General features: G+C 44.5%; 17 protein-coding genes and 1 riboswitch. Of the genes, 1 reads left to right on the top strand and 16 read right to left on the bottom strand.

What is annotated here, in order from left to right:
• Nucleotides 1-76 precede the first annotated feature (76 nt).
• The 11 genes from PGQ38_RS06910 to PGQ38_RS06860 form a co-directional block, all read right to left on the bottom strand.
• Nucleotides 77-1,924: an ABC transporter ATP-binding protein gene (locus PGQ38_RS06910; RefSeq protein ID WP_118582987.1), complete on the bottom strand. Its 1,848-nt coding sequence runs from the start codon at nt 1,922-1,924 to the stop codon at nt 77-79.
• Entirely contained in the window at nt 1,921-4,083 is a 2,163-nt protein-coding gene (locus tag PGQ38_RS06905; RefSeq protein ID WP_173717566.1) for an ABC transporter ATP-binding protein, read from the bottom strand. Before PGQ38_RS06905 ends, PGQ38_RS06910 begins: the two co-directional genes overlap by 4 nt.
• A 77-nt stretch (nt 4,084-4,160) precedes the next feature.
• Nucleotides 4,161-4,652 carry a MarR family winged helix-turn-helix transcriptional regulator gene (locus PGQ38_RS06900; RefSeq protein ID WP_226815755.1) on the bottom strand — a complete coding sequence of 164 codons (492 nt, stop codon included), beginning with the start codon at nt 4,650-4,652 and terminating at the stop codon, nt 4,161-4,163.
• A 466-nt stretch (nt 4,653-5,118) separates the two neighbouring features.
• Complete coding sequence (locus tag PGQ38_RS06895) at nt 5,119-5,292, bottom strand: DUF4250 domain-containing protein (RefSeq protein ID WP_118582984.1); 174 nt, start codon at nt 5,290-5,292, stop codon at nt 5,119-5,121.
• A 178-nt stretch (nt 5,293-5,470) separates the two neighbouring features.
• Nucleotides 5,471-8,053 carry an ATP-dependent chaperone ClpB gene (gene clpB / locus PGQ38_RS06890; RefSeq protein WP_204452911.1) on the bottom strand — a complete coding sequence of 861 codons (2,583 nt, stop codon included), beginning with the start codon at nt 8,051-8,053 and terminating at the stop codon, nt 5,471-5,473.
• Between the two features lie 426 nt (nt 8,054-8,479).
• Nucleotides 8,480-8,716, bottom strand: coding sequence for a hypothetical protein (locus PGQ38_RS06885; RefSeq protein ID WP_195700332.1), 237 nt, complete (start codon nt 8,714-8,716; stop codon nt 8,480-8,482).
• 312 nt (nt 8,717-9,028) lie between these two features.
• Complete coding sequence (locus PGQ38_RS06880) at nt 9,029-10,252, bottom strand: carboxynorspermidine decarboxylase (RefSeq protein ID WP_270431124.1); 1,224 nt, start codon at nt 10,250-10,252, stop codon at nt 9,029-9,031.
• Nucleotides 10,252-11,511 (bottom strand): saccharopine dehydrogenase family protein, encoded by a 1,260-nt coding sequence (locus tag PGQ38_RS06875; protein WP_270431123.1) that lies wholly within the window; start codon nt 11,509-11,511, stop codon nt 10,252-10,254. Before PGQ38_RS06875 ends, PGQ38_RS06880 begins: the two co-directional genes overlap by 1 nt.
• A 43-nt stretch (nt 11,512-11,554) precedes the next feature.
• Nucleotides 11,555-12,412, bottom strand: a complete 858-nt coding sequence (gene speB / locus PGQ38_RS06870; RefSeq protein ID WP_173769572.1) for an agmatinase — start codon at nt 12,410-12,412, stop codon at nt 11,555-11,557.
• Between the two features lie 3 nt (nt 12,413-12,415).
• Nucleotides 12,416-13,270 (bottom strand): polyamine aminopropyltransferase, encoded by an 855-nt coding sequence (gene speE, locus PGQ38_RS06865; protein WP_148461219.1) that lies wholly within the window; start codon nt 13,268-13,270, stop codon nt 12,416-12,418.
• A 112-nt stretch (nt 13,271-13,382) separates the two neighbouring features.
• On the bottom strand, nt 13,383-14,849 hold the full coding sequence (locus PGQ38_RS06860) for an aminotransferase class I/II-fold pyridoxal phosphate-dependent enzyme (RefSeq protein WP_118583008.1): 1,467 nt from the start codon (nt 14,847-14,849) through the stop codon (nt 13,383-13,385).
• A gap of 795 nt (nt 14,850-15,644) precedes the next feature.
• A riboswitch (glycine riboswitch) is annotated at nt 15,645-15,754 on the top strand.
• 2 nt (nt 15,755-15,756) lie between these two features.
• On the opposite strand from PGQ38_RS06860, the gene PGQ38_RS06855 reads away from it, so the two are divergent.
• On the top strand, nt 15,757-17,166 hold the full coding sequence (locus PGQ38_RS06855) for an alanine/glycine:cation symporter family protein (RefSeq protein WP_270431121.1): 1,410 nt from the start codon (nt 15,757-15,759) through the stop codon (nt 17,164-17,166).
• 150 nt (nt 17,167-17,316) lie between these two features.
• Here the strand turns inward: PGQ38_RS06855 and phoU are convergent, their stop codons facing one another.
• The 5 genes from phoU to PGQ38_RS06830 form a co-directional block, all read right to left on the bottom strand.
• The gene (gene phoU / locus PGQ38_RS06850) at nt 17,317-17,997 is read right to left on the bottom strand and encodes a phosphate signaling complex protein PhoU (RefSeq protein WP_195991435.1); all 681 of its coding nucleotides are present in this window, start codon (nt 17,995-17,997) and stop codon (nt 17,317-17,319) included.
• 1 nt (nt 17,998) lies between these two features.
• Complete coding sequence (gene pstB, locus PGQ38_RS06845) at nt 17,999-18,748, bottom strand: phosphate ABC transporter ATP-binding protein PstB (RefSeq protein ID WP_207758499.1); 750 nt, start codon at nt 18,746-18,748, stop codon at nt 17,999-18,001.
• A 102-nt stretch (nt 18,749-18,850) separates the two neighbouring features.
• The gene (gene pstA / locus PGQ38_RS06840; RefSeq protein WP_270431118.1) at nt 18,851-19,708 is read right to left on the bottom strand and encodes a phosphate ABC transporter permease PstA; all 858 of its coding nucleotides are present in this window, start codon (nt 19,706-19,708) and stop codon (nt 18,851-18,853) included.
• Nucleotides 19,701-20,555 carry a phosphate ABC transporter permease subunit PstC gene (gene pstC, locus PGQ38_RS06835; protein ID WP_118582954.1) on the bottom strand — a complete coding sequence of 285 codons (855 nt, stop codon included), beginning with the start codon at nt 20,553-20,555 and terminating at the stop codon, nt 19,701-19,703. The genes pstA and pstC overlap by 8 nt, the downstream gene beginning before the upstream one ends.
• 176 nt (nt 20,556-20,731) lie before the next feature.
• Nucleotides 20,732-21,592 carry a substrate-binding domain-containing protein gene (locus tag PGQ38_RS06830; RefSeq protein ID WP_173769569.1) on the bottom strand — a complete coding sequence of 287 codons (861 nt, stop codon included), beginning with the start codon at nt 21,590-21,592 and terminating at the stop codon, nt 20,732-20,734.
• Between the last annotated feature and the right edge of the window lie 188 nt (nt 21,593-21,780).

The following is a 21,780-nucleotide window of genomic DNA, read 5'->3' as shown; positions in this document are numbered from 1 at the left end:
AAGACAAAAAAAACAGCAGTTTTTCCGTATATTTTCCGAAAAAGCTGCTGTATTTTTTTATCTGTTTCACTTACTTTTATGCAGTCTGCGTCTTATCAAACTGGCTGTTGTAAAGATCTGCGTAGAAGCCTTTCTTTGCAAGCAGCTCTTCATGGCTGCCCTGCTCGATAATGTCACCATCCTTCATAACCAGGATCAGATCTGCGTCCCTGATGGTGGAAAGTCTGTGAGCGATGACAAAGCTGGTTCTGCCTTTCATCAGGTTATCCATAGCTTTCTGGATCTGTACCTCGGTTCTGGTATCAACGGAGGAGGTAGCCTCATCCAGGATCAGGATCTTATTGTCTGCAAGAATGGCTCTTGCAATTGTCAGGAGCTGCTTCTGGCCCTGGGAAACATTGCTGGTCTCCTCATCCAGAACCATGTTATAGCCTCCCGGCTGCTGCATGATAAAGTTGTGGATATGAGCAGCCTTTGCTGCTGCGATCACTTCCTCATCGGTAGCATCCAGCCGTCCATAGCGGATGTTTTCCATAATGGTTCCGGAAAACAGCCAGGTATCCTGAAGCACCATTCCAAACATTTCATGAAGCTCGCTTCTGTTGAAATCTTTTACATCATGGCCATCTACCTTAATAGAACCACTGTTTACATCATAGAAACGCATAAGCAGCTTAACCATGGTGGTTTTTCCTGCACCGGTAGGCCCTACAATCGCAATTTTCTGACCATCTTTGACCTTTGCCGAAAAATCGTGGACAATGATCTTTTCCGGATTGTAACCGAAGCTTACATGATCAAATTCTACATTTCCGCTGAGCCCGTCAATAGAAACAGCATTCTCTTTGGTGGTCTCCTCTTCCTCCTCATCCAAGAACTCAAACACACGCTCGGAAGCGGCTGCTGAGGACTGAAGCAGGTTGGTTACCTGTGCGATCTGCTGGATGGGCTGGGTAAAGTTACGGATATACTGGAAGAAGGACTGAATATCACCTACTTCAATAGAACCCTTGATCGTGAACCATCCTCCAAGAAGGGCTACCATAACATATCCAAGGTTTCCAACAAACTGCATGACCGGCATCATGATTCCGGAGAAAAACTGAGATTTCCATGCTGATTCGTAAAGCTTCTGGTTGTCTTTTTCAAATTCTGCAACTACGTCTTCTTCTTTATTAAATACCTTCACTACATTGTGTCCGCCGTAGTTCTCTTCAATCTGGCCATTTACCTCCCCCAGATACTTCTGCTGTGCCTGGAAATATTTCTGGGAGTGCTTCATAACAAAATTGATGATAAGCATAGACATCGGAAGGATCAGAAGGGCAGCCAGAGTCATCCACACATTGATGGACAACATCATCACAAACACACCGATCAGGGTGGTAACTGATGTGATCAGCTGGGTAATACTCTGGTTCAGGCTCATCTGAAGGGTATCCACATCGTTCGTTACGCGGGAAAGGATTTCGCCGTTTGTCCGGCTCTCATAATAGTTCATTGGGAGGCGGCTGAATTTCTTTGAAATATCTTTACGTAAATTGTAGGTAACGTCGTTGGAAATTCCGGTCATCACATAACCCTGGATAAAGGAGAAGCAGGCACTTGCCAGATACAGTCCTAATGTCCATAACAAAATATAGCCAATTTTTTCAAAATCAATGCTTCCGGTGCCGTTTACCTTGGCTACCAGACCGTTAAAAAGCTCTGTTGTTGCCTTTCCAAGGATCTTTGGTCCTACAATGTTAAAAATGGTTCCTGCAATTGCAAACAGAAACATGAGAACGAAACGAAATTTGTAGCGTTCCATGTATTTCAAAAGTCGTTTCATTGCTCCTTTAAAGTCTTTTGCCTTTTCCCCGGAGTTCATTGCACGGCTCCGATGACCACCCATCATAGGGCCTCTGGCTTTGTTTTCACTCATGCTAATTCCTCCTCTGAAAGCTGTGACATGGCGATCTGGCGGTAAACCTCGCAGTTCTTCATCAGTTCCTTGTGGGTGCCGATGCCTGCCATATTTCCGTCATCCAGCACAATGATCTGATCTGCATTCAGGATAGTGCTGATTCGCTGTGCTACGATAATCGTGGTAATATCCTTTGTCTTTTCCTTCAGGGCCTTGCGAAGCTTGCTGTCAGTCTTGAAATCAAGTGCGGAAAAGCTGTCGTCAAAGATCAGGATCTCCGGCTTTTTGGCAATCGCTCTTGCAATGGAAAGACGCTGCTTCTGGCCACCGGATACATTATTTCCTCCCTGGGAAATAGGTGCTTTGTAGCCTTCCGGTTTCGCTTCAATAAAGTCATCGGACTGGGCGATCTGAGCTGCCAGTTTTACATCTTCCTCTGGCATATCCGGCTTACCGTAACGAATGTTGGAGTCGATTGTTCCAGAGAACAGGACTCCCTTCTGAGGTACATAGCCCAGACGGTCACGAAGCTCATGCTGTGTCATATTTCGTACATCCACACCATCTACTTTTACACAGCCCTTCGTTGCATCATAAAATCTGGGGATCAGGTTGACCAGTGTACTCTTGCCGCTTCCGGTACTTCCGATGATAGCAACAGTCTGGCCTTTTTCTGCCTTAAAGGTAATATCGTTGATGACATTTTCCCCTGCTTCCGGATAAGCGAAGCTTACATGGTCAAATTCGACCGTTCCTTTTTCCTGCTTATCTGGCATTACCGGTTCCTCCGGATCATTTACAGATGGCTCCATTTCCAGAACCTCACAGATTCGGCCGGCTGCCACGTTTGCCCTTGGGAGCATAATGGAGATTGCTGTGATCATCAGGAAGGACATAATAATCTGCATTGCGTACTGGATAAATGCCATCATATTTCCTACCTGCATAGTTCCATTGTCAACGCCATGTGCACCGAAATAGATAATCGCTACAGATACACCGTTCATGATCAGCATCATGATCGGCATCATAAATGTCATACAGCGGTTTACAAACAGGTTTGTTTTTGTCAGATCCATATTTGCTTTTTCAAAACGCTCTTCCTCATGCTTCTCACGGCTGAACGCGCGGATAACCGGGATTCCGGTAAGGATTTCCCTGGTTACCAGATTCAGACGGTCAATGAGAGTCTGCAGCCTGGTGAATTTCGGCATTGCAATCTGGAACAGTACAAAAATAACAATCAGAATGATAGCTACTGCGGCTCCAAGGATCCAGGTCATGGAGGAATCGGTCTGGAGAACCTTGAGCACGCCTCCGATGCCAAGGATGGGCGCATACAGAACGATTCTGAACATCATGGTCATAACCTGCTGCACCTGCTGCACATCGTTGGTACTTCGCGTGATCAGGGATGCAGTGGAAAATTTATGATATTCGTTGCTGGAGAAATGAATGACCTTGCGGTATACATTATCTCGCAGATCATGTCCAAGGGCTGCTGCCACTCTTGCTGAAAGGAAAGTAACACTTACAGCGGCCAGCATGATCACCAGCGCCATCAGGACCATCTGGATTCCGGATGTCCGGATGTAATTCATCTGAATTGCATCCAGATCCTCGCCCATAGCTTCGTATTCTGCTTTCACACCACTGACAGCGGCCTGTGTAAGAATAGATTCCGGCATGTCGGAAAGCTTCTCATCTGCAGCCTCCAGCATCTGTTTTTTTGCATCCTCCGGCATTGCTGACAAAACCTGCATTGGGTCCGTTCCTTCCGATACCTGCATCTGGGAAAGCATTTTCTGGCTCTCTTCACTGCCAGAGGTAAAAGAGGTGTACATCATCAGAGGTTTGCACAGAAGATCGTTTAATTCCTCACGTTTATCCCCTGTAATGCCATCTTTCAGTTCATATGTGTCTCCATCCAGGACATAAGAGTCCTGAACTTCTTTCTGTGTGTCTTCGTCCATAAAAATCTGCAGATTTTCCATTGTGCTCTGACGCATTTTTTCCGGAACACCATCTGGTATTCCCCCCTGCTGGATCCCTACGTTAATTACCTTGGAGGTATAATCCGGCAAGGACAGATCACAGTATGCCTGCAAAAACAGCAGTCCAATGATCAGGACGATATAGCCTGCTGATTTTTTCAGATACTTCATTAATTTAATCATGCTTGGGTTGTCCTTTCTACATTTTTTCAAAACATCCAGGCTTTTCTGCCTTTTGCTTTGTTTTTCAGTTTCCTGTACTACTTTTTATTATGGCAAAAATGTCCCATGCACATTTCTTCCGGTGAAAACTCTGGTGCTGGCATTGCCGCAATATTTTCCTTAATCTGTATGCAGAATCGTTTCATCAGACATAACTCACTTTCGGAAAATCCGTTCAGAACCTGTTTTTCTCCTTCCTTTGCCATGCGCATACCTTCATTAATTATTGCTTTTCCTTCTTCTGTAAGATAAATCCGGCTTATGCGTTGATCTTTTTCATCCTGTTTTCGAACTATAATACCGATTTTTTCCAGGCGTTGGATACTTACGGTAACAGTAGGCGGCTTCACGCCTAACTGGCTGGCCAGTTCTTTCTGGCTACATCCGTCTTCTTTCCACAGAACAGCCAGAATCGGCATTTGTCTTGGATGGATTCCCAGACTTTTAAGTTTACCAAAGCATTTTTCCATATACATGCGGCTGATTTCCATAATCAGACGTTGAATGCTTTTCTCATTGTTGTTTTCCAAATTCTCACCTCACTTGCTGTCTGAAACTGAGATACAAGCTTTGGAGTGTGTATTACAGTTTCAAGTTCCTGTTCAGCTTTCTTATATTAGTTAGCCGACTAATTTTATAGTTTACACTTTTTCACAAGAAACGCAAGTGTTTTTTGTGCAGTTTATATTTTTTTTAGATTTGTGTCTTAAATTTATTGAATTTAAAATATGTATTTATTTTGTCGGCTAATTATTATGTATAAGACCACATTATCTGTTGTCCGGAATTTTCATGGTAAAAAGAATCCTGCTTGCAGGATTCTCCATTTGCGGCGGGTCGCCTGGAGCGACAACACCCCTTCCGTCGCAGTGCAATCCCGCCTGGTAAGCTTTTTATGTAATACGTAACAGGAAATTCCTGTTACAAAAAAATACCGCCTGCCAAGCGGTTTTCACAGCTTTGACAAGCGGTATTGAAGTATTGAATATTGTGATTTCAAATAAACTGGTTGGTCTCTTCGTCGTAGTGGTAGTCGATGGAATCCATCTTATCCAACAGAGATTCCCTGTTCAGTCCGCGGCAGGTACACAGTGCTTCCAGAGAATCGTAATAATCCCGAAGCTGGGTATTTACATAACTAAGCAAAATCATAGGATCTTTTGGTATCATAAGACTTGGACTCCTTTTCTTTTCCTTTACTTGTTACTGTTCACTCCGTTCACAGTAACGCGCTTCGCGATGCACAGAAATCATGCATTCGCATGATTTCGCGCCGCAATTCTCGGGTTTTCTGTGAACTTTGTTCACAAAAAACGCCTCGCGGAACGTTACCAGTGAACAGTAACCTTTACTTCACTTTAACCACATACTCTCCATTCTCCACATCCAGTACCAGTGTATCGCCGGTATGGACTTCACCTGAAAGGATCTTCCTGGCAGTCAGTGTCTCTACATATTTCTGAAGATAACGCTTCAGAGGTCTTGCACCGTAGACAGGATCGTAACCATTGTCAATGACATCCTTCTTGGCTGCATCTGTCAGTTCAAGGGAAAGCTCCTGGTCGGCAAGCCGGTCATTCAGCTCTTTTACCATCAGATCAACGATACTACCAATATTATCTTTTGTCAATGGCTTAAACAGAATGATCTCATCCAGACGGTTCAGGAATTCTGGACGGAAATGTCCGCGCAGATCATCCATAACCTCTTTCTGGGCTTCCTCCTTGATCTCACCATTTTCATCAATACCATCCAGCAGATAAGGAGATCCGATATTGGAGGTCATGATCAGGATTGTATTCTTGAAGTCTACAGTACGTCCCTGGGAATCGGTAATACGACCATCATCCAGTACCTGCAGAAGTACATTGAATACATCCGGATGTGCCTTCTCAATCTCATCGAAGAGTACAACGCTGTACGGTTTCCGACGAACAGCCTCTGTAAGCTGTCCGCCTTCCTCGTATCCAACATATCCCGGAGGCGCTCCGATCAGTCTGGATACAGAGTATTTCTCCATGTACTCACTCATATCGATTCGAACCATATTCTGCTCATCATCGAAAAGAGTCTGTGCAAGGGTTTTGGCAAGCTCTGTTTTACCAACACCGGTTGGTCCAAGGAACAGGAAAGAACCGATTGGTTTGGTCGGATCTTTGATTCCTGCTTTGGAGCGAAGGATGGCATCGGTTACACGGCGTACACCTTCATCCTGACCGATGACACGTTTATGAAGCTCATCCTCCAGATGAAGCAGTTTCGCGCGCTCACCTTCTGTCAGTCTGGCTACCGGAATGCCGGTCCAGCGGGAAATGATCCTTGCGATTTCATCGTCTGTTACTACTTCATGGACAAGGCTTCTGTCACTCTCTTTTGTGTTGCGTTCTTCGATTTCCAGCTGCTGCTGTAATTTCGGCAGCTCGCCATACTGCAGTTCGGAAGCTTTCTCCAGATCATAGTTCTGTCTTGCGATCTGAATCTGTTTGTTCATATCCTCAATCTGTTCACGAAGCTTCTGAAGCTTCTCTACAGAATGTTTCTCGTTCTCCCACTGAGCCTTCTGGGTGTTAAAGGAATCCTGCATTTCCGCAAGTTCCTTCTGAAGTTCTTCCAGACGCTCTTTACTTAAATTATCGGTCTCCTTCTTCAGAGACAACTCTTCCATTTTCATCTGATCGATTTTACGGCGCTGCTCATCCAGCTCTGTCGGCATGGAATCCAGCTCTGTCTTGATCAGGGCACAGGCCTCATCTACCAGGTCAATTGCCTTATCCGGAAGAAAACGGTCTGTAATATAACGATGTGAAAGTGTTGCAGCTGCAACAAGGGCGCTGTCTGTGATTTTAACACCATGGAATACTTCGTAACGTTCTCTCAGACCACGAAGGATAGAAATGGTATCTTCCACAGTTGGCTCATCCACCATAACCGGCTGGAAACGACGTTCCAGGGCAGCGTCTTTCTCAATATACTGACGATACTCATCCAGTGTGGTAGCACCGATGCAGTGAAGCTCACCACGGGCAAGCATTGGTTTCAGCATATTGCTGGCATCCATTGCGCCATCCGTCTTACCTGCACCTACGATCAGATGAAGCTCATCAATAAACAGGATGATCTGACCTTCGCTCTTTTTTACCTCTTCAAGAACCGCTTTCAGACGTTCCTCAAATTCACCACGGTATTTGGCACCTGCTACCAGTGCACCCATATCCAGGGCAAAAATTTTCTTATCCTTCAGTGTTTCTGGAACATCTCCTGCTACAATTCGCTGTGCAAGACCTTCCACAGCGGCTGTTTTACCAACACCAGGTTCACCGATGAGAACCGGGTTGTTCTTGGTCTTACGGGAAAGAATACGGATCACATTCCGGATCTCACTGTCACGTCCGATGACCGGATCCAGCTTCTGGCTTCTTGCCTTTTCCACAAGATCTTCGCCATATTTATTTAAAGTATCATAAGTGGCTTCCGGATTGTCGCTTACTACACGCTGGTTTCCACGTACTGTGGAAAGTGCCTGCAGGAAGCGCTCTTTTGTAATGCCAAATTCGCTCCAGATTTTCTTCATGCTGGGACTTGGATATTTCAGAAGTGCCAGGAAAAGATGTTCTACGGATACGTATTCATCTCCCATTGCCTTCGCTTCATCTTCTGCGTTTACCAAAGCCTTATTCAGATACTGTCCGAATCTAAGTTCTCCGCCGGATACCTTTACCTTGGCATCCAGAGCTTTCTTTACAGTATCAATAAAGTAATCTCTATTTATTTCCATTTTCTCAATAAGCTTGAGAATCAGGCTGTCTTCCTGTGTCAGGAGGGTATATAACAGATGTTCCTGTTCAATTTCCTGATTGCCGTATTCGTAAGCAACCTTCTCAAGATCCTGAACAGCCTGGACGGATTTCTGTGTAAATTTGCTGATGTTCATAGGCTCTCCTCCTTCAGCTTGGGTGATTGGAAATAATTCCACTCACTTATTCTTATATATAAAACGCAGCTGCCGCGGCTCTTTAAAAAAGTAACTCGCAGGGGCTGCGTTTTGTATAGGTAGTTTCTTATTACGGTTTTTAATATAGCACCGATTGTTAGCACTGTCAATAGGTGAGTGCTAATTATTTTGTGAAAATTTTGTGCCTTCTTGATTCGCTTTGATTCATATAATCAATAATTGTTTTACAGATTTGCTGCTTTGGTTTTCCAAGAGCAATTCCAAGCTCTACATATAACAGATTTTCGGCCACCTGAAAATATCTTGCATCTGTAGTAGTGCACTTTTTTCCTTGTGCAAGCCTTTTTTGTTTTCGTTGATAAATCATTTTTATAATAGCAACTAAGGCTTCAGGATCATTTGATTTTACTGCCTCTTTATAGCTTCCGTAAAAGTATAACGTACAAAAGAACCCTGTTTGTCTCCTGTTACTATTACAACATCGCCGCTCTCATTGCATGTGGATTCCAGAACCGGAAATCTTCTGTTTTCTTTTACATAAGCTTCCGGACTTACTGCTTCTGCCTCAATCAAAGTTTTTTTACTGTATTGTTCTCCTCCACACGGATTTATTTCTTCAATAAAGATTTCATATTCATGCATGTATGGTTCCTCCTGAAATTCATTTTATAAACAACAGGCAGCATATAAGATGTTGCTTTCCCGCATCACTACGCTGCCTGCCGTTATTTTTATTATAAAACCATTTTGTTCTTATTTCAAAAGCGTTTTTTACTAAAAATGTATCTTCTTTTTTTAGATATTATTACCATACGTTTACATATACTCAGACTGTTTCATACGTTCCAGATCTTTTCTGGTGTTGTGTCATTATATCTCACTTTCTTCCAGACAGAAAAAAAACGCAAGCCATATTTCTATGACTTACGTCTTTTTACAAATTTTATAGGAGACCTACTCTGATTTCCTGCGGTGTCCAAGTCTGCCTTTAAAATCCTCATAACCGAAATCAGTCAGACGTTCCATGGTTTTATCACCATGCCGCAGCCAGATATCAGGCAGGGGCATTCCATTAAAGGTATTGTTTTTGCAGGTTGTATATATGGCCATATCGCCAAACATGAGAAGCTCTCCGTATTCCAAAAGCTTTTGGAAGCTGTAATCTCCTATAACATCCCCGGACAGGCAGGTTGGTCCTCCAAGACGGACGGTAACGGCATTCTCTCCTGGCTCCCCTGCTCCAAGAAGGGGAGGACGGTAAGGCATTTCCAGAACATCCGGCATATGACATGCAGCACTTCCATCCAAAATTGCAAGCCGGGTATCACCATTTTGCAGCACATCCAGCACGGTTGTCAGAAAGAATCCGGCATTTAAAGCCCATGCCTCTCCAGGCTCCAGGTAAATATCCACCTTCCATTCTTCCTTTGCCGCCTCAATGCACTTTTCAAGCCGTGCAATATCATAACCTGGTCTTGTAATATGATGTCCTCCTCCCAGGTTCAGCCATTTTACCTTAGAAATCAGATCTCCGAATTTCACCTTCACCGCTGCAAGAGTGGTTTCCAGATCAGAGGAATCCTGCTCGCAAAGGGTGTGAAAGTGAATACCATCCAATAATCCGGTCAGATCCGGATGTATTTTCACAGCGGTCTCCCACTGTGCTCTCGTGGTACCCATACGACTTCCCGGGGCACAGGGATCATAAATTGCATGTCCTTCCTGGGTAGAGCATTCCGGATTGATCCTGAGCCCTACGCTTTTTCCGGCCTGCTTCGCTCTTTTTCCAAATCGAAGAAGCTGGGAGGGTGAGTTAAACACTATATGATCTGCAAAGCAAAGCAGCTCTTCAAATTCATCCTCACGGTATCCGGCACAAAAGACATGTACCTCTTTTCCTGGCATCTCCTGGGCGCCAAGCCTTGCTTCGTACAGTCCACTTGCTTCTGTTCCAGCCAGATAAGGCTCCAGAAGGTGATAGCAGTCATAATTGCTGAAAGCCTTCTGCGCCAGGAGCATTTTACATCCAGTTCTTTCGGCAATCTTTCCCATTAATTCTGCATTTTTTATAAGCGCTGTTTCGTCAAGAACATAACAAGGCGTCTTGATTTTCCGGAATTCCGGCGGAATAACTCCACCGGATGCTGCAAAGGGTGGTCTTGTATCTGTTTTTTCCATTAATCCACCAGCTCCGGATTATGATTTTCACTGCGTGGAAGTCCGTATTTGTCAAGTGCCTCCAGGAACGGATCCGGGTCAAATTCTTCTACTGTATACACTCCTGGACGAATCCATTTTCCAGTAAGCATCATTAATGCCCCGCACATGGCCGGAACGCCTGTCGTGTAGCTGATTGCCTGGCTTCCAACCTCCTTATAGCATTCCTGATGGTCACAAATATTATAAATATAGTAGGTTTTCTCTTTTCCATCCTTTACTCCGGTGAAAATACAGCCAATATTGGTTTTACCTTTGGTACGGGGACCAAGGCTTGCCGGATCCGGAAGAAGAGCCTTCAAAAACTGGATGGGAACAATTTCCTGTCCGTTATAGTTGATCGGGGTAGTGGAAAGCATTCCCACATCCTCCAGACAACGCATGTGATCCAGATAGCTCTGTCCAAAGGTCATAAAGAAACGAATTCTCTTTACTCCCGGAATTGTCTGGGCAAGGGACTCAATTTCCTCGTGATGAAGAAGATACATGTCCTTATCGCCAACCTGGTCAAAATCATATTCCCGCTTAATGGCCATCGGAGGAATTTCCACCCAATGTCCATTCTCCCAGTAGCTTCCAGGAGCGCTTACCTCACGAAGGTTGATCTCCGGGTTAAAGTTGGTTGCAAACGCATATCCGTGGTCTCCTCCGTTGCAGTCCAGAATATCAATGGTATCAATCTGGTCGAACTCATGTTTTAATGCATATGCACAGTATGCCTGTGTAACGCCCGGGTCAAAGCCGCAGCCAAGAAGTGCAGTAAGTCCTGCCTCTTCAAATTTCTTCCGGTATGCCCACTGCCAGGAATAATCAAAATATGCGGAAAATCCAGCTTCCTTACAGCGTTTTTCATAAATAGCCCGCCACTCCGGATCATCGGTATCTTCGGGCTCATAATTTGCCGTATCCATATAGTTTACGCCACATGCCAGACAGGCATCCATAATTGTCAGATCCTGGTATGGAAGTGCAATGTTCATTACCAGATCCGGTTTGTAACTATTGATCAGCTGGATCAGCTGGTTTACATCATCTGCATCTACCTTTGCTGTGGTAACAACTGTTTTTGTTTTTCCCTCCAGCTTCCGGGCAAGGGCATCACATTTTTCTTTTGTCCTGCTTGCAATACACAGTTCTGTAAATACCTCATCTGCCTGACAGCATTTCTGGATTGCTACACTGGCTACTCCGCCGCAGCCGATTACAAGTACTCTGCTCATATTTTTTATCTCCTTATTTTATATTTCACTATCGCAGCTGTTTTTATTTCGCCACTGCCAGCAGCAGTTCCCTGACCACCTTGCATGCTGTGGCTGTGGAAACACCGCTTGGATCCAGCATAGGTGCCAGCTCATTGACATCTGCTCCCACAATATTTAATTCTGATACCTTCCGAATAGCCGCAAGAAGCTCAAGGAAGCTTACGCCTCCCGCCTCCGGTGTACCAGTTCCCGGAAATACGGATGGATCCAGGCAATCCAGATCAATGGTAAAATATACCGGAACCTGCTCCCTGTCCAACTCCTGTATGGTCTCTTCCAAGCCTTCAAAGGTAAAAGGATGAAAATCTGTATGCTCCTTTGCAAACCGGAATTCTTCTCTTTCCCCACTTCGGATGCAAAACTGATGAATCCGTCCATCTCCCAGTATATCATGGCATCTGCGAATGACACACGCATGGCTTAAACGGGCACCAAGATAATCATCCCTCAAATCTGCGTGGGCATCAAAATGAATAATATGAAGCCCTGGATACTTTCTGGCTGTGGCTCTTACAGCCGCCAGTGTCACCAGATGCTCGCCGCCTAAAAGCAAGGGTATCTTTCCTGCTTCCAGAATTTCCCAGGCACGATTCTGTATATCAGCAAGTGCCATTTCACTGCTGCCGAAGCAAAGCTCCAGATCTCCACTGTCAAATACCTGAATATCTGTAAGGTCGCGGTCCTGATAAGGGCTGTAGGTTTCCAGTCCAAAGCTTTCATGACGAATGGCAGAAGGGCCGAACCTGGCTCCAGGGCGAAAGCTTGTGGTAGAATCAAAGGGCGCTCCGTAAAGAACAATCCCTGCTTCCTCAAAGCTGCTGTCACAGCCAATAAAATTCTCAATATTTGGTAAAATCATAAATCAGTCCTCCACCTCCTGAAGCATTTCCTCCAGAAAAGCCGGAAGATAAAATGCACCTCTGTGAAGCCTTGTGGTATAGTAACGGGTGCGAAGATTCAGGGCGTTCCATGCCTCCGGATCCAGATCATCCACCGGATGGTACTTTTTGCTTGCAAAACCAAACAGCCAGTAACCGGCAGCAAAGGTAGGAATATGTGCCTGGTAAACACGACTGATCTGGAACGTACTGGCAATTCTTTTGTGACTGCGCTGCATGGCGTGGGCATCCTCAGAATAAAAAGGACTTCCCTGCTGATTGACCATGATGCCATCCTCTTTCAGCGCATTATAACAGTTTCCATAAAATTCACGGGTAAACAAGCCTTCCGAAGGGCCAAAAGGATCGGAAGAATCCACAATAATAAGGTCATATTTATTTTCACAGCGTCGGATAAATTTCAATGCATTTTCATAATGAAGATGCACTCTCCTGTCATCAAGCCTGCAGGCATTTCCCGGAAGATAGGCACGGCAGGCTTCCACTACCATGGGATCCATCTCTACCAGATCAATATGGCGGACACGGTCATATCTGGTCAGTTCACGTACCACTCCACCGTCTCCTGCTCCGATTACAAGAATATCCCTGGCTTCTTTGTGGACAGCCATAGGTACATGGGTAATCATTTCGTCATAAATAAATTCGTCACGTTCCGTGAGCATTACATTGCCATCCAGTGTAAGAACCCTGCCAAATTCCGGTGTCTCAAAAATATCAATTCGCTGATAGTCGCTCTGCCTTGAGTAGAGCTGACGGTTTACCCGGATACTATGCTTCACATCCGGTGTATGAAATTCCGAAAACCACATTTCCATTTTCTTTACCTCCCTGCCAGAGTATGTTTTAAAATTATTCCCGCAAGATGTGTGTCACAATTTGCAGACAGCCTTTTTCAAACAGTTACTGTTCACTCCGTTCACAGTAACTTCAAACATGCTCCAGCACATTTAACCGTAATATATCTGGATCTTCCGGACCTGTCATGTTGCATCCTTTTGCCTTGGCATATTCAATGTAATCCAGGATTTCCGGGGTGATCCGCTCCCCTGGAGCCAGAATTGGGATTCCCGGAGGATAACACATTACGAATTCACTGCATACCTTTCCTTCCGTTTCCCGGAGTGGAAGGCTGCATTTTTCTGCATAAAACGCTTCCTGAGGGCTTGTTACTACCTGGGGATCAATATATTCCTGATCCAGCAATCCTGATTTATCCTTCTGGAAACGCCTGCGGATCTCCGCAAGGGCGCTTACCAGCCGCTCTACTTCCTGGGCACGGTCTCCAATTGACAGATAAGCCAGAATATTTCCGATATCACCAAATTCGATCTGAATATCATATTCATCTCTCAGAATGTCGTAAACCTCAATTCCTGCAAGTCCGATATCCAGGGTATGTACACTTAATTTCGTAATGTCAAAATCAAAAACCGAATCTCCATTCACCAGTTCTTTTCCAAATGCGTAATAGCCGCCAATGGCGTTAATCTCTTCCCTTGCATATTCTGCCATATCTGCTACCTGATGAAAAATCTGACGTCCGCGCTGTGCAAGATTCCGCCGGGAAATGTCAAGACTTGACATCAGAAGATAGCTTCCAGAGGTAGTCTGGGTCAGGTTGATAATCTGACGGACATATCCGGCATGGACGCCAGGTCCAGTCAGAAGAAGGCTGGACTGGGTCAGGCTTCCACCGCTTTTATGCATGGATACAGATGCCATATCTGCACCAGCTGCCATTGCCGAAACCGGCAGGCCTCCTCCAAAATAAAAATGAGTCCCATGGGCTTCATCTGCCAGACACAGCATCCCTGCTTCATGAGCCATCCGCACAATTGCACGTAGATCACTGCAAATTCCATAATAGGTGGGATTGTTTACCAGCACAGCCACTGCATTGGGATGCTCCTTAATTGCCTTTGCCACCTGTTCACGGCGCATTCCAAGAGAGATTCCAAGTCTCTGATCTACTTCCGGATTCACATAAACCGGAATTGCTCCGCACAGAACCAGCGCATTCAGCACGCTTCTGTGAACATTGCGGGGAAGAATGATCTCGTCTCCCCTCTTACAGGCAGTTAACACCATGGTCTGTACGGAGCTTGTAGTTCCGCCAACCATGAGAAAGGCGTGAGCTGCTCCAAAGGCATCTGCTGCCAGTTCTTCTGCCTCCCGGATCACAGATACAGGATGACAGAGATTATCAAGCGGCTTCATGCTGTTTACATCCACGCCTACACATTTCTGCCCCAGAAACTCAGTAAGCTCCGGATTTCCTCTTCCTCTTTTATGTCCTGGCACATCGAAGGGTACCACCCTCATGCGCCGGAAATTTTCCAGAGCCTCGTGAATTGGTGCACGATTCTGGTCCAGTTTAAAACGAGTTCTGTTCATTGCGTCTCCATTTCCAGTTCCTTTGTCTGTATAAAGAATCCTGTTTGCAGGATTCTCCGCCTGCAAAGGGGCGTCTTCAGCGCCATCTGCTCTTCCGCTGCAGTGGAATCCTACCCGGCAGAGCTTTTTATATAATAGGAAATTCCAACGTAATTTTCTATTACACAAAAAAAGCAGGCTGCCTTAAAAACGCAAACCTGCTTGGATCATTCTTCCCGATTCTATCTCCATTGACTTATAATAAATACAGGAATCCTCGTATTTACATAAAATAGAAATCCGGATGATATATGTCAGAGTCTATATAGCAATCATACTTTTACTACTCTTATTGACCGTTTCACAAGTCTGCGCATCAGGCGCATAGTGGTTATCAAAGGAACCAACTTATAAAATTTGAGCTTCTAACTCAATCAATAAGGCAACCAAAGTTACCATCAGCGGCAGTGGACCCGGCTGTCCGTATGGCCTTAACCCCAAATGGAGTGATCCAAAATAATTGCTTTGAAAAGACTCTTTCTTTGTCTTTCAAAATCTTCATAAGCATAGCACATATGAAAATGCATGTCAACTGTTTCATTTTATGATACCAGCAGATTGCGGAAATGATTTTCCAAACGCGCTCCTGTGCTGCAATGAAGGAAAGGCAAATATTTTTCTTGTCAAAACAAAATATTTTTCTAACATTTTCATTGAAATTTATGATCGTATATGATATTCTGTGTGTTAGTGTGTTTCTACACAGTACGAATGGCCGTCATGCTCGTACATTTTATAAAAATGTATAGGCAGGTTTTTCGTAACTCAGGAGAGTCTCTTCAAAAAAATATATGGAAGAGCGCCGAAGGTGTACGCAGCATTTGTAATGCTGTTAATCTCTCAGGCAAAAGGATGGAGGAAAGAGAACATGTTTACACAAATCAACAACTTTATCACCTGGTTTGACGGAGTAGTCTGGGGACTTCCGTTAATCATTCTGATCCTGATCACAGGATTCCTTTTAACCGTTCGGTTAGGCTTTTTACAGGTAAGACATCTGGGAAAAGCACTGAAATTCATGGTAAAAAATGAAGAAGGCGGCGAAGGTGAAGTCACAAGCTTTGGTGCGCTCTGCACAGCTTTGTCCGCAACTATCGGAACTGGTAACATCGTAGGTGTTGCCACTGCTATTGCTGCTGGCGGACCCGGAGCCCTGTTTTGGATGATCGTTGCTGCGTTCTTCGGAATGGCAACCAAATATGCAGAAGGACTTCTGGCCATCAAATACCGTACCATCGACAAGGACGGACACGTTCTTGGCGGACCATTTTATTATATTGAGAATGGTATGGGAAAACAGTGGAGATGGCTTGCAAAGATTTTTGCATTCTTCGGAGCCGGGGTCGGTCTTTTCGGAATCGGTACCTTTACTCAGGTAAACGGTATTGCTTCTGCAGTAAAGAACTTCTTTGACCCGGATACCGTACACACCGTTTCCCTTTTTGGAAATACATACTCCTTGGCAACTGTAATCGCCTGCCTGATTCTTACCTTATGTGTAGGACTTGTAGTTCTTGGCGGTATTCAGCGTATTGCAAAGGTTTCCCAGATCATCGTTCCATTTATGGCGGTTCTTTATGTTGCTCTTGCACTGATCATTGTGATCACAAATATTACCGCAGTTCCTGGTGCCATCGCTACAATTGTAAAAACAGCCTTCAACGGAAGTGCCCTTGCAGGCGGTGCCATGGGAACCATGGTTGTGGCAATGCAGAAAGGTATTGCCCGCGGTATTTTCTCAAACGAGTCTGGTCTTGGTAGCGCTCCTATTGCTGCGGCTGCCGCTCAGACAAAGGAACCGGTTCGCCAGGGACTTGTTTCCATGACCGGTACTTTTATTGATACCATTGTAATCTGTACCATGACAGGTCTTTCCATTGTCATTACCGAAACCTGGAATACAGGACTTGAAGGTGTTGCGATTACTACTGCAGCTTTCCAGAAAGGTCTTCCATTCCCTGCACAGTTTGCCTCCTTTGCTCTTATGCTGTGCCTGGTATTCTTTGCATTCACAACCATCCTTGGATGGGATTATTACGGTGAGCGCTGCCTGGAATACCTTTTCAACCGCAACATGACTGCCGTAAAGACTTACCGTTGGTTATATATCATCTGCGTCTTCTTCGGACCGTACATGACTGTTGCTGCTGTCTGGAACATTGCAGATATCTTCAATGCCCTGATGGCCTTCCCGAACCTGATTGCGCTGCTTGCTTTAAGCGGTGTAGTCGTAAAGGAAACAATGGATTTCTTTAAAAAACATAAAAATTACGAATAAAATAAAAGTAAAGAAAGAATTCCTCTCCTGAAAAACATAGAGCCTTGTCTGATACGATGCTTTTAGCCAGTCAGACAAGGTTCTTTTATATGTAACTTTCCTGCTAAAAAGAGGCAAAGCATGTTTGCCCCTGTCTTTCTTCCAATCCTTTTATAAAGAATCCGGATTAAACAGATCGCTGATGCTGTCGCCGTTTCTGTGGATTCCGTCTACAGAAAACTCTGCCCACTCTCCGATGTTAGTGGCGTGGTCGCCGATTCGCTCATAGTATTTGGAGATCATCAGAAGATCAAGAACCTCGTCACTGGAAAAGTCCATGGTGTTCTGGTCCAACGCATTTCTTACTTTATCGAAAAGATTATCCAGAATATCATCACTGCTGATCACCTTTTTTGCCAGGTCACTTTTTCCCTCTACATAAGCGGTAACACTGTCATTTACCATATGCATGGCATAATCTGCCATTTCCTGAAGCGGGATGGCTGTTACTGGTATATGAACGCTGCCTGTGTTCAGAATCTCCGCAATATCAGTAGCCTGGTCGCCGATTCGCTCCATATCTGTTACCATCTTAAGTGCTGCGGAAATTTTGCGAAGATCAGTACCAACCGGCTGCTGTTTCAGAAGAAGCTGCATGCAAAGAGCCTCAATATTATGCTCTTTGTCGTCAATCTCCTTTTCAATTCTTCCAATCTCCTTTGTGGCAGCCTCACGAACCTCCACGCTTGCCAGAAGCTGACAGGTCTTCATGATGGCCTGACCGCACAGATTTCCCATTTCCAGGACCTCATCTGAAAGCCTGAAGAGCTTTGCGGTATACACATCTCTCATATCAACCAAACCTCCCTGTAATATACTCTTCTGTTTTCTTGTTCTGTGGTCTGGAAAACAGTTCTGTAGTATCGTTGTATTCAATAATCTCACCCAGCAGGAAAAATGCAGTCTTGTCAGAAATACGGACTGCCTGCTGCATGTTATGAGTTACGATCACGATGGTGTAACGGTCTTTTAATTCCAACGCCAGATCCTCAATGTGAGATGTGGAAATTGGATCAAGTGCAGAGGTAGGCTCATCCATAAGAAGTACCTCCGGCTCTACTGCAAGAGCTCTTGCAATGCAAAGTCTCTGCTGCTGTCCGCCAGACATACCCAGGGCGCTCTTTTTCAACCTGTCTTTTACCTCATCCCAGATAGAAGCATTTCGAAGAGCACGCTCTACGATATCGTCCAGTTTTTCCTTGGAATGAATTCCATGAGTACGAGGTCCATATGCAATGTTATCATAAATGCTCATTGGAAAAGGATTTGGTTTCTGGAAAACCATTCCAACACGTTTTCTAAGAAGGTTTACATCAATATCCCCATAAATATCCTCACCGTCCAGACAAATATCGCCTGTGATCTTGCAGCCTTCCACAAGATCGTTCATACGGTTTAAGGATTTCAGCAATGTGGATTTTCCGCAGCCGCTTGGACCAATGAACGCGGTAATCTTCTTTTCCGGAATCTCCAGATTAATATTTTTCAAGGCATGGAAGCTGCTGTAGTACAGATTCATGTTTTTTACATCTATTTTACCCATAATTCTCCTTGCTGCAGAAATTTTCAGTTCATTTACAATTTCTGAAAACCTGCTGAGTGTGAATTTTTCATGAAGCGGATATGTCACCGCCTGGCGCCATCATTACTGCCCATTTGCAGCTTTGCTTAAGTGCTTTGCACAGAAACCGGATACCCAGTTCAGCACAAGTACGAAAAGCAACAGAATAACTGCTGTAGCATAAGCCTGATCCATGTAAAGTCCCTCACTGGAAAGCACATACATATGTACTGCCAGGGTACGTCCGGATCCCATCAGACTGGATGGAACCTTCGCCACAGCACCGGCAGTATAAATCAGGGCTGCAGTCTCACCAACAATACGTCCTGTCGCAAGTACCACACCGGAAAGGATTCCAGGAATTGCACTTGGAAGCACCACTTTAAACACGGTGCGGAGCTTTCCTGCCCCAAGACCAAAGGAAGCTTCTCTGTACGCATCCGGGACACCCATAAGTGCCTCCTCTGTAGTACGGATGATCAGCGGAAGGATCATAATCACCAATGTCATAGCTCCCGCCAGAAGGGAATATCCCCAATGGAGAGCAGTACTAAAAAACAGAAGACCGAACAGACCGAAGATAATGGATGGAATTCCCTGAAGAGTCTCTGTTGTAATACGGATGATCTTAACCAGCTTGCTGCCCTTTTTCGCATATTCAACCAGATAAATTGCTGCAAAAATTCCAAATGGCACTGCGATCACCAGAGATAACAGGGTGATGATCAAGGTGTTGATCAGTGCCGGCATCAAAGATGCATTGTCAGAATTATATTCCAGTGCAAACAAGTCTGGTGTCAGATTTCCAACACCTTTTATCAGAATAAAACCAACAAGAAACGCCATAACTGCCACTGTAATAATTGCAGATAACCATACCAGGAGCCTCAGGATGGCAGAACCAGGATGATTTTTCCAATAAGATAATTTATTTTTACTCATCTTCTGCTCTCCTTTTCAGGGCTGATACACACAGGTTGATAATCAGGATGAATACGAAAAGTACAACACCTGTAGCAATCAGCGCTTCCCTGTGAAGATCGGTTGCATAGCCCATTTCAATTACAATATTTGCGGTCATGGTTCGAAGTCCTTTGAAAAGCCCCTGTGGCATCCAGGTCTGGTTTCCAGCTACCATGATCACTGCCATCGTCTCACCAATGGCACGTCCGATTCCAAGAACCACGCCAGCTAATACACCTGATTTTGCAGCCGGGAAAACAGTGCCAAATACACTTTTTTCGTGGGTTGCTCCAAGTGCCAATGCCCCTTCATAATAACTTGTGGGAACACTTTTTAAGGCTGGTTCTGCAACGCCGGTTACCGTTGGAAGGATCATAATTCCAAGAAGCACGGAAGCTGTCAGCATGGTACTTCCATCATGACCGGTAAGCTGTCGAAGCAGCGGGACAAACACTGTCAAACCGAAAAATCCATAAACAACAGATGGGATTCCTGCAAGGAGGTTTACCATTGCCTTTAATGGTGCATACAGCTTTTTCGGACAATAAAATGCGAGGAAGATTGCAAGCAGAAGGGCTGTTGGAACTCCCACCACAATTGCCCCCGCTGTTACATAAATACTTCCCAGAATGAATGGAAAAATTCCATACAGTCCATTGGATGGCTTCCACTTCATTCCAAACAGAAAATCTGGCAGACCAATCTTCGCCATTGCCGGGATTCCGTTTGCAAACAGGAAAATGCAGATTAATGCAACGGCTAATACGGAGGTACAGGCCGCTGCGAGGAATACAAATTTCATTACATTTTCATTGATCGATTTCATATAAAGTAAGTTCCTTTTTTATTCGGAAAATTTGGATCCTGCAAAACTTTTGACGGGCTTTGCAGGATTCCTTATTTCTGTTTCTTGTTTCGTAACTGTAAAGGTACTTTATTTCTTTACTATTCACTGGTAGCATTCCGCAAGATGTTTTTTGTGAACAGTGACTTTATTTCTTATTATTTTGTAAGGTCTTCCCAGGTTGTGATGTTGCCTGTGTAAACATCTTTTACCTGCTCGCTGGTAAGTTCCTCAACACCGCTGTCGTTGTTTACGATTACAGCGATACCATCTTTTGCGATAACAGTTGCGGTAAGACCAGCCTCAGTCTCGCTGTCTTTTAAATCACGGGATGCCATACCGATATCGCAAAGTCCGTCAATTGCAGATGTCATACCAGTTGTAGAATCACTCTGCTGAACCTCAATATCAACTTTGTCATTTACTGCCTTGTAGCCTTCAGCAAGCTTCTCCATAACCGGTGTTACAGAAGAGGATCCAGCTACTACAACTTTTCCTTCTACAGCAGTTGCTTCGTATGCAGGTTTGTCGCCTACTGAGATGTATCCGTTGTCTTCAATGATCTTCTGTCCATCTGCACTCATGATGTATGTAATGAAATCCTGTGCCGCTTCGCTTACATCATCCTTTGTTGCAATGTTGAATGGACGAACTACTTTGTAATCTCCGGATTCAATGTTTTCTGCTGTTGCCTCTGCTCCGTCGATTTTTAATGCTGTTACACTGTCATCCAGAGAACCAAGAGATACATATCCGATTGCATTTACGTCCTGTGCTACTGTGCTTAACATAACGGATGTGCTGTTTGTGATCTTTGCTGCTTCTGTTGTATTGTCTACTTTATTTCCATCTGCGTCTTTTTCTTCAATTCCAAACAGTTCAATGAATGCACCTCTTGTACCGGATCCGTCTTCTCTGGAGCAGATTGTAATATCTCCGGAAGCTGCTGCCATTGCTGTTGTTCCCATTGTTGCTACTCCTAATAATGCCGCCATTGCTACTGCTAAACCTTTTTTCATAATTCATTTCTCCTTTTCTTCGCGGTCCTTATGTTTTTTACCTTTCTCGCGATTACAGTTGTATCTTAATGTTTGGATGTAAAATGCACTAGCTTTTGAATGTAAAATTGGGGTAAAATATAGCAAGGGTATTTTAGATATTTTTTACACAATTGCTATTTAGTATGTTGGTCGTTATTCCGGACGCG

This window comes from Blautia faecis (assembly GCF_027662325.1).
In the GTDB taxonomy this organism is placed as follows: domain Bacteria; phylum Bacillota; class Clostridia; order Lachnospirales; family Lachnospiraceae; genus Blautia_A; species Blautia_A faecis.
The sequence above is the reverse complement of the archived record's forward strand: the minus strand, read 5'-3'. Positions and strand labels throughout refer to the sequence as shown.

Excerpts from the sequence above, each read along its gene's own strand:
- pstC (WP_118582954.1), bottom strand. The coding sequence starts at position 20,555 with ATGAAATCGATCAATGAAAATGTAATGAAATTTGTATTCCTCGCAGCG.
- speB (WP_173769572.1), bottom strand. The coding sequence starts at position 12,412 with ATGATTTTACCAAATATTGAGAATTTTATTGGCTGTGACAGCAGCTTT.
- pstA (WP_270431118.1), bottom strand. The coding sequence starts at position 19,708 with ATGAGTAAAAATAAATTATCTTATTGGAAAAATCATCCTGGTTCTGCC.
- PGQ38_RS06830 (WP_173769569.1), bottom strand. The coding sequence starts at position 21,592 with ATGAAAAAAGGTTTAGCAGTAGCAATGGCGGCATTATTAGGAGTAGCA.
- PGQ38_RS06905 (WP_173717566.1), bottom strand. The coding sequence starts at position 4,083 with ATGATTAAATTAATGAAGTATCTGAAAAAATCAGCAGGCTATATCGTC.
- PGQ38_RS06860 (WP_118583008.1), bottom strand. The coding sequence starts at position 14,849 with ATGAACAGAACTCGTTTTAAACTGGACCAGAATCGTGCACCAATTCAC.
- PGQ38_RS06895 (WP_118582984.1), bottom strand. The coding sequence starts at position 5,292 with ATGATACCAAAAGATCCTATGATTTTGCTTAGTTATGTAAATACCCAG.
- PGQ38_RS06855 (WP_270431121.1), top strand. The coding sequence starts at position 15,757 with ATGTTTACACAAATCAACAACTTTATCACCTGGTTTGACGGAGTAGTC.
- PGQ38_RS06910 (WP_118582987.1), bottom strand. The coding sequence starts at position 1,924 with ATGAGTGAAAACAAAGCCAGAGGCCCTATGATGGGTGGTCATCGGAGC.
- phoU (WP_195991435.1), bottom strand. The coding sequence starts at position 17,997 with ATGAGAGATGTGTATACCGCAAAGCTCTTCAGGCTTTCAGATGAGGTC.
- clpB (WP_204452911.1), bottom strand. The coding sequence starts at position 8,053 with ATGAACATCAGCAAATTTACACAGAAATCCGTCCAGGCTGTTCAGGAT.
- PGQ38_RS06875 (WP_270431123.1), bottom strand. The coding sequence starts at position 11,511 with ATGAGCAGAGTACTTGTAATCGGCTGCGGCGGAGTAGCCAGTGTAGCA.
- PGQ38_RS06885 (WP_195700332.1), bottom strand. The coding sequence starts at position 8,716 with ATGCATGAATATGAAATCTTTATTGAAGAAATAAATCCGTGTGGAGGA.
- pstB (WP_207758499.1), bottom strand. The coding sequence starts at position 18,748 with ATGGGTAAAATAGATGTAAAAAACATGAATCTGTACTACAGCAGCTTC.
- PGQ38_RS06880 (WP_270431124.1), bottom strand. The coding sequence starts at position 10,252 with ATGGAAAAAACAGATACAAGACCACCCTTTGCAGCATCCGGTGGAGTT.
- speE (WP_148461219.1), bottom strand. The coding sequence starts at position 13,270 with ATGGAAATGTGGTTTTCGGAATTTCATACACCGGATGTGAAGCATAGT.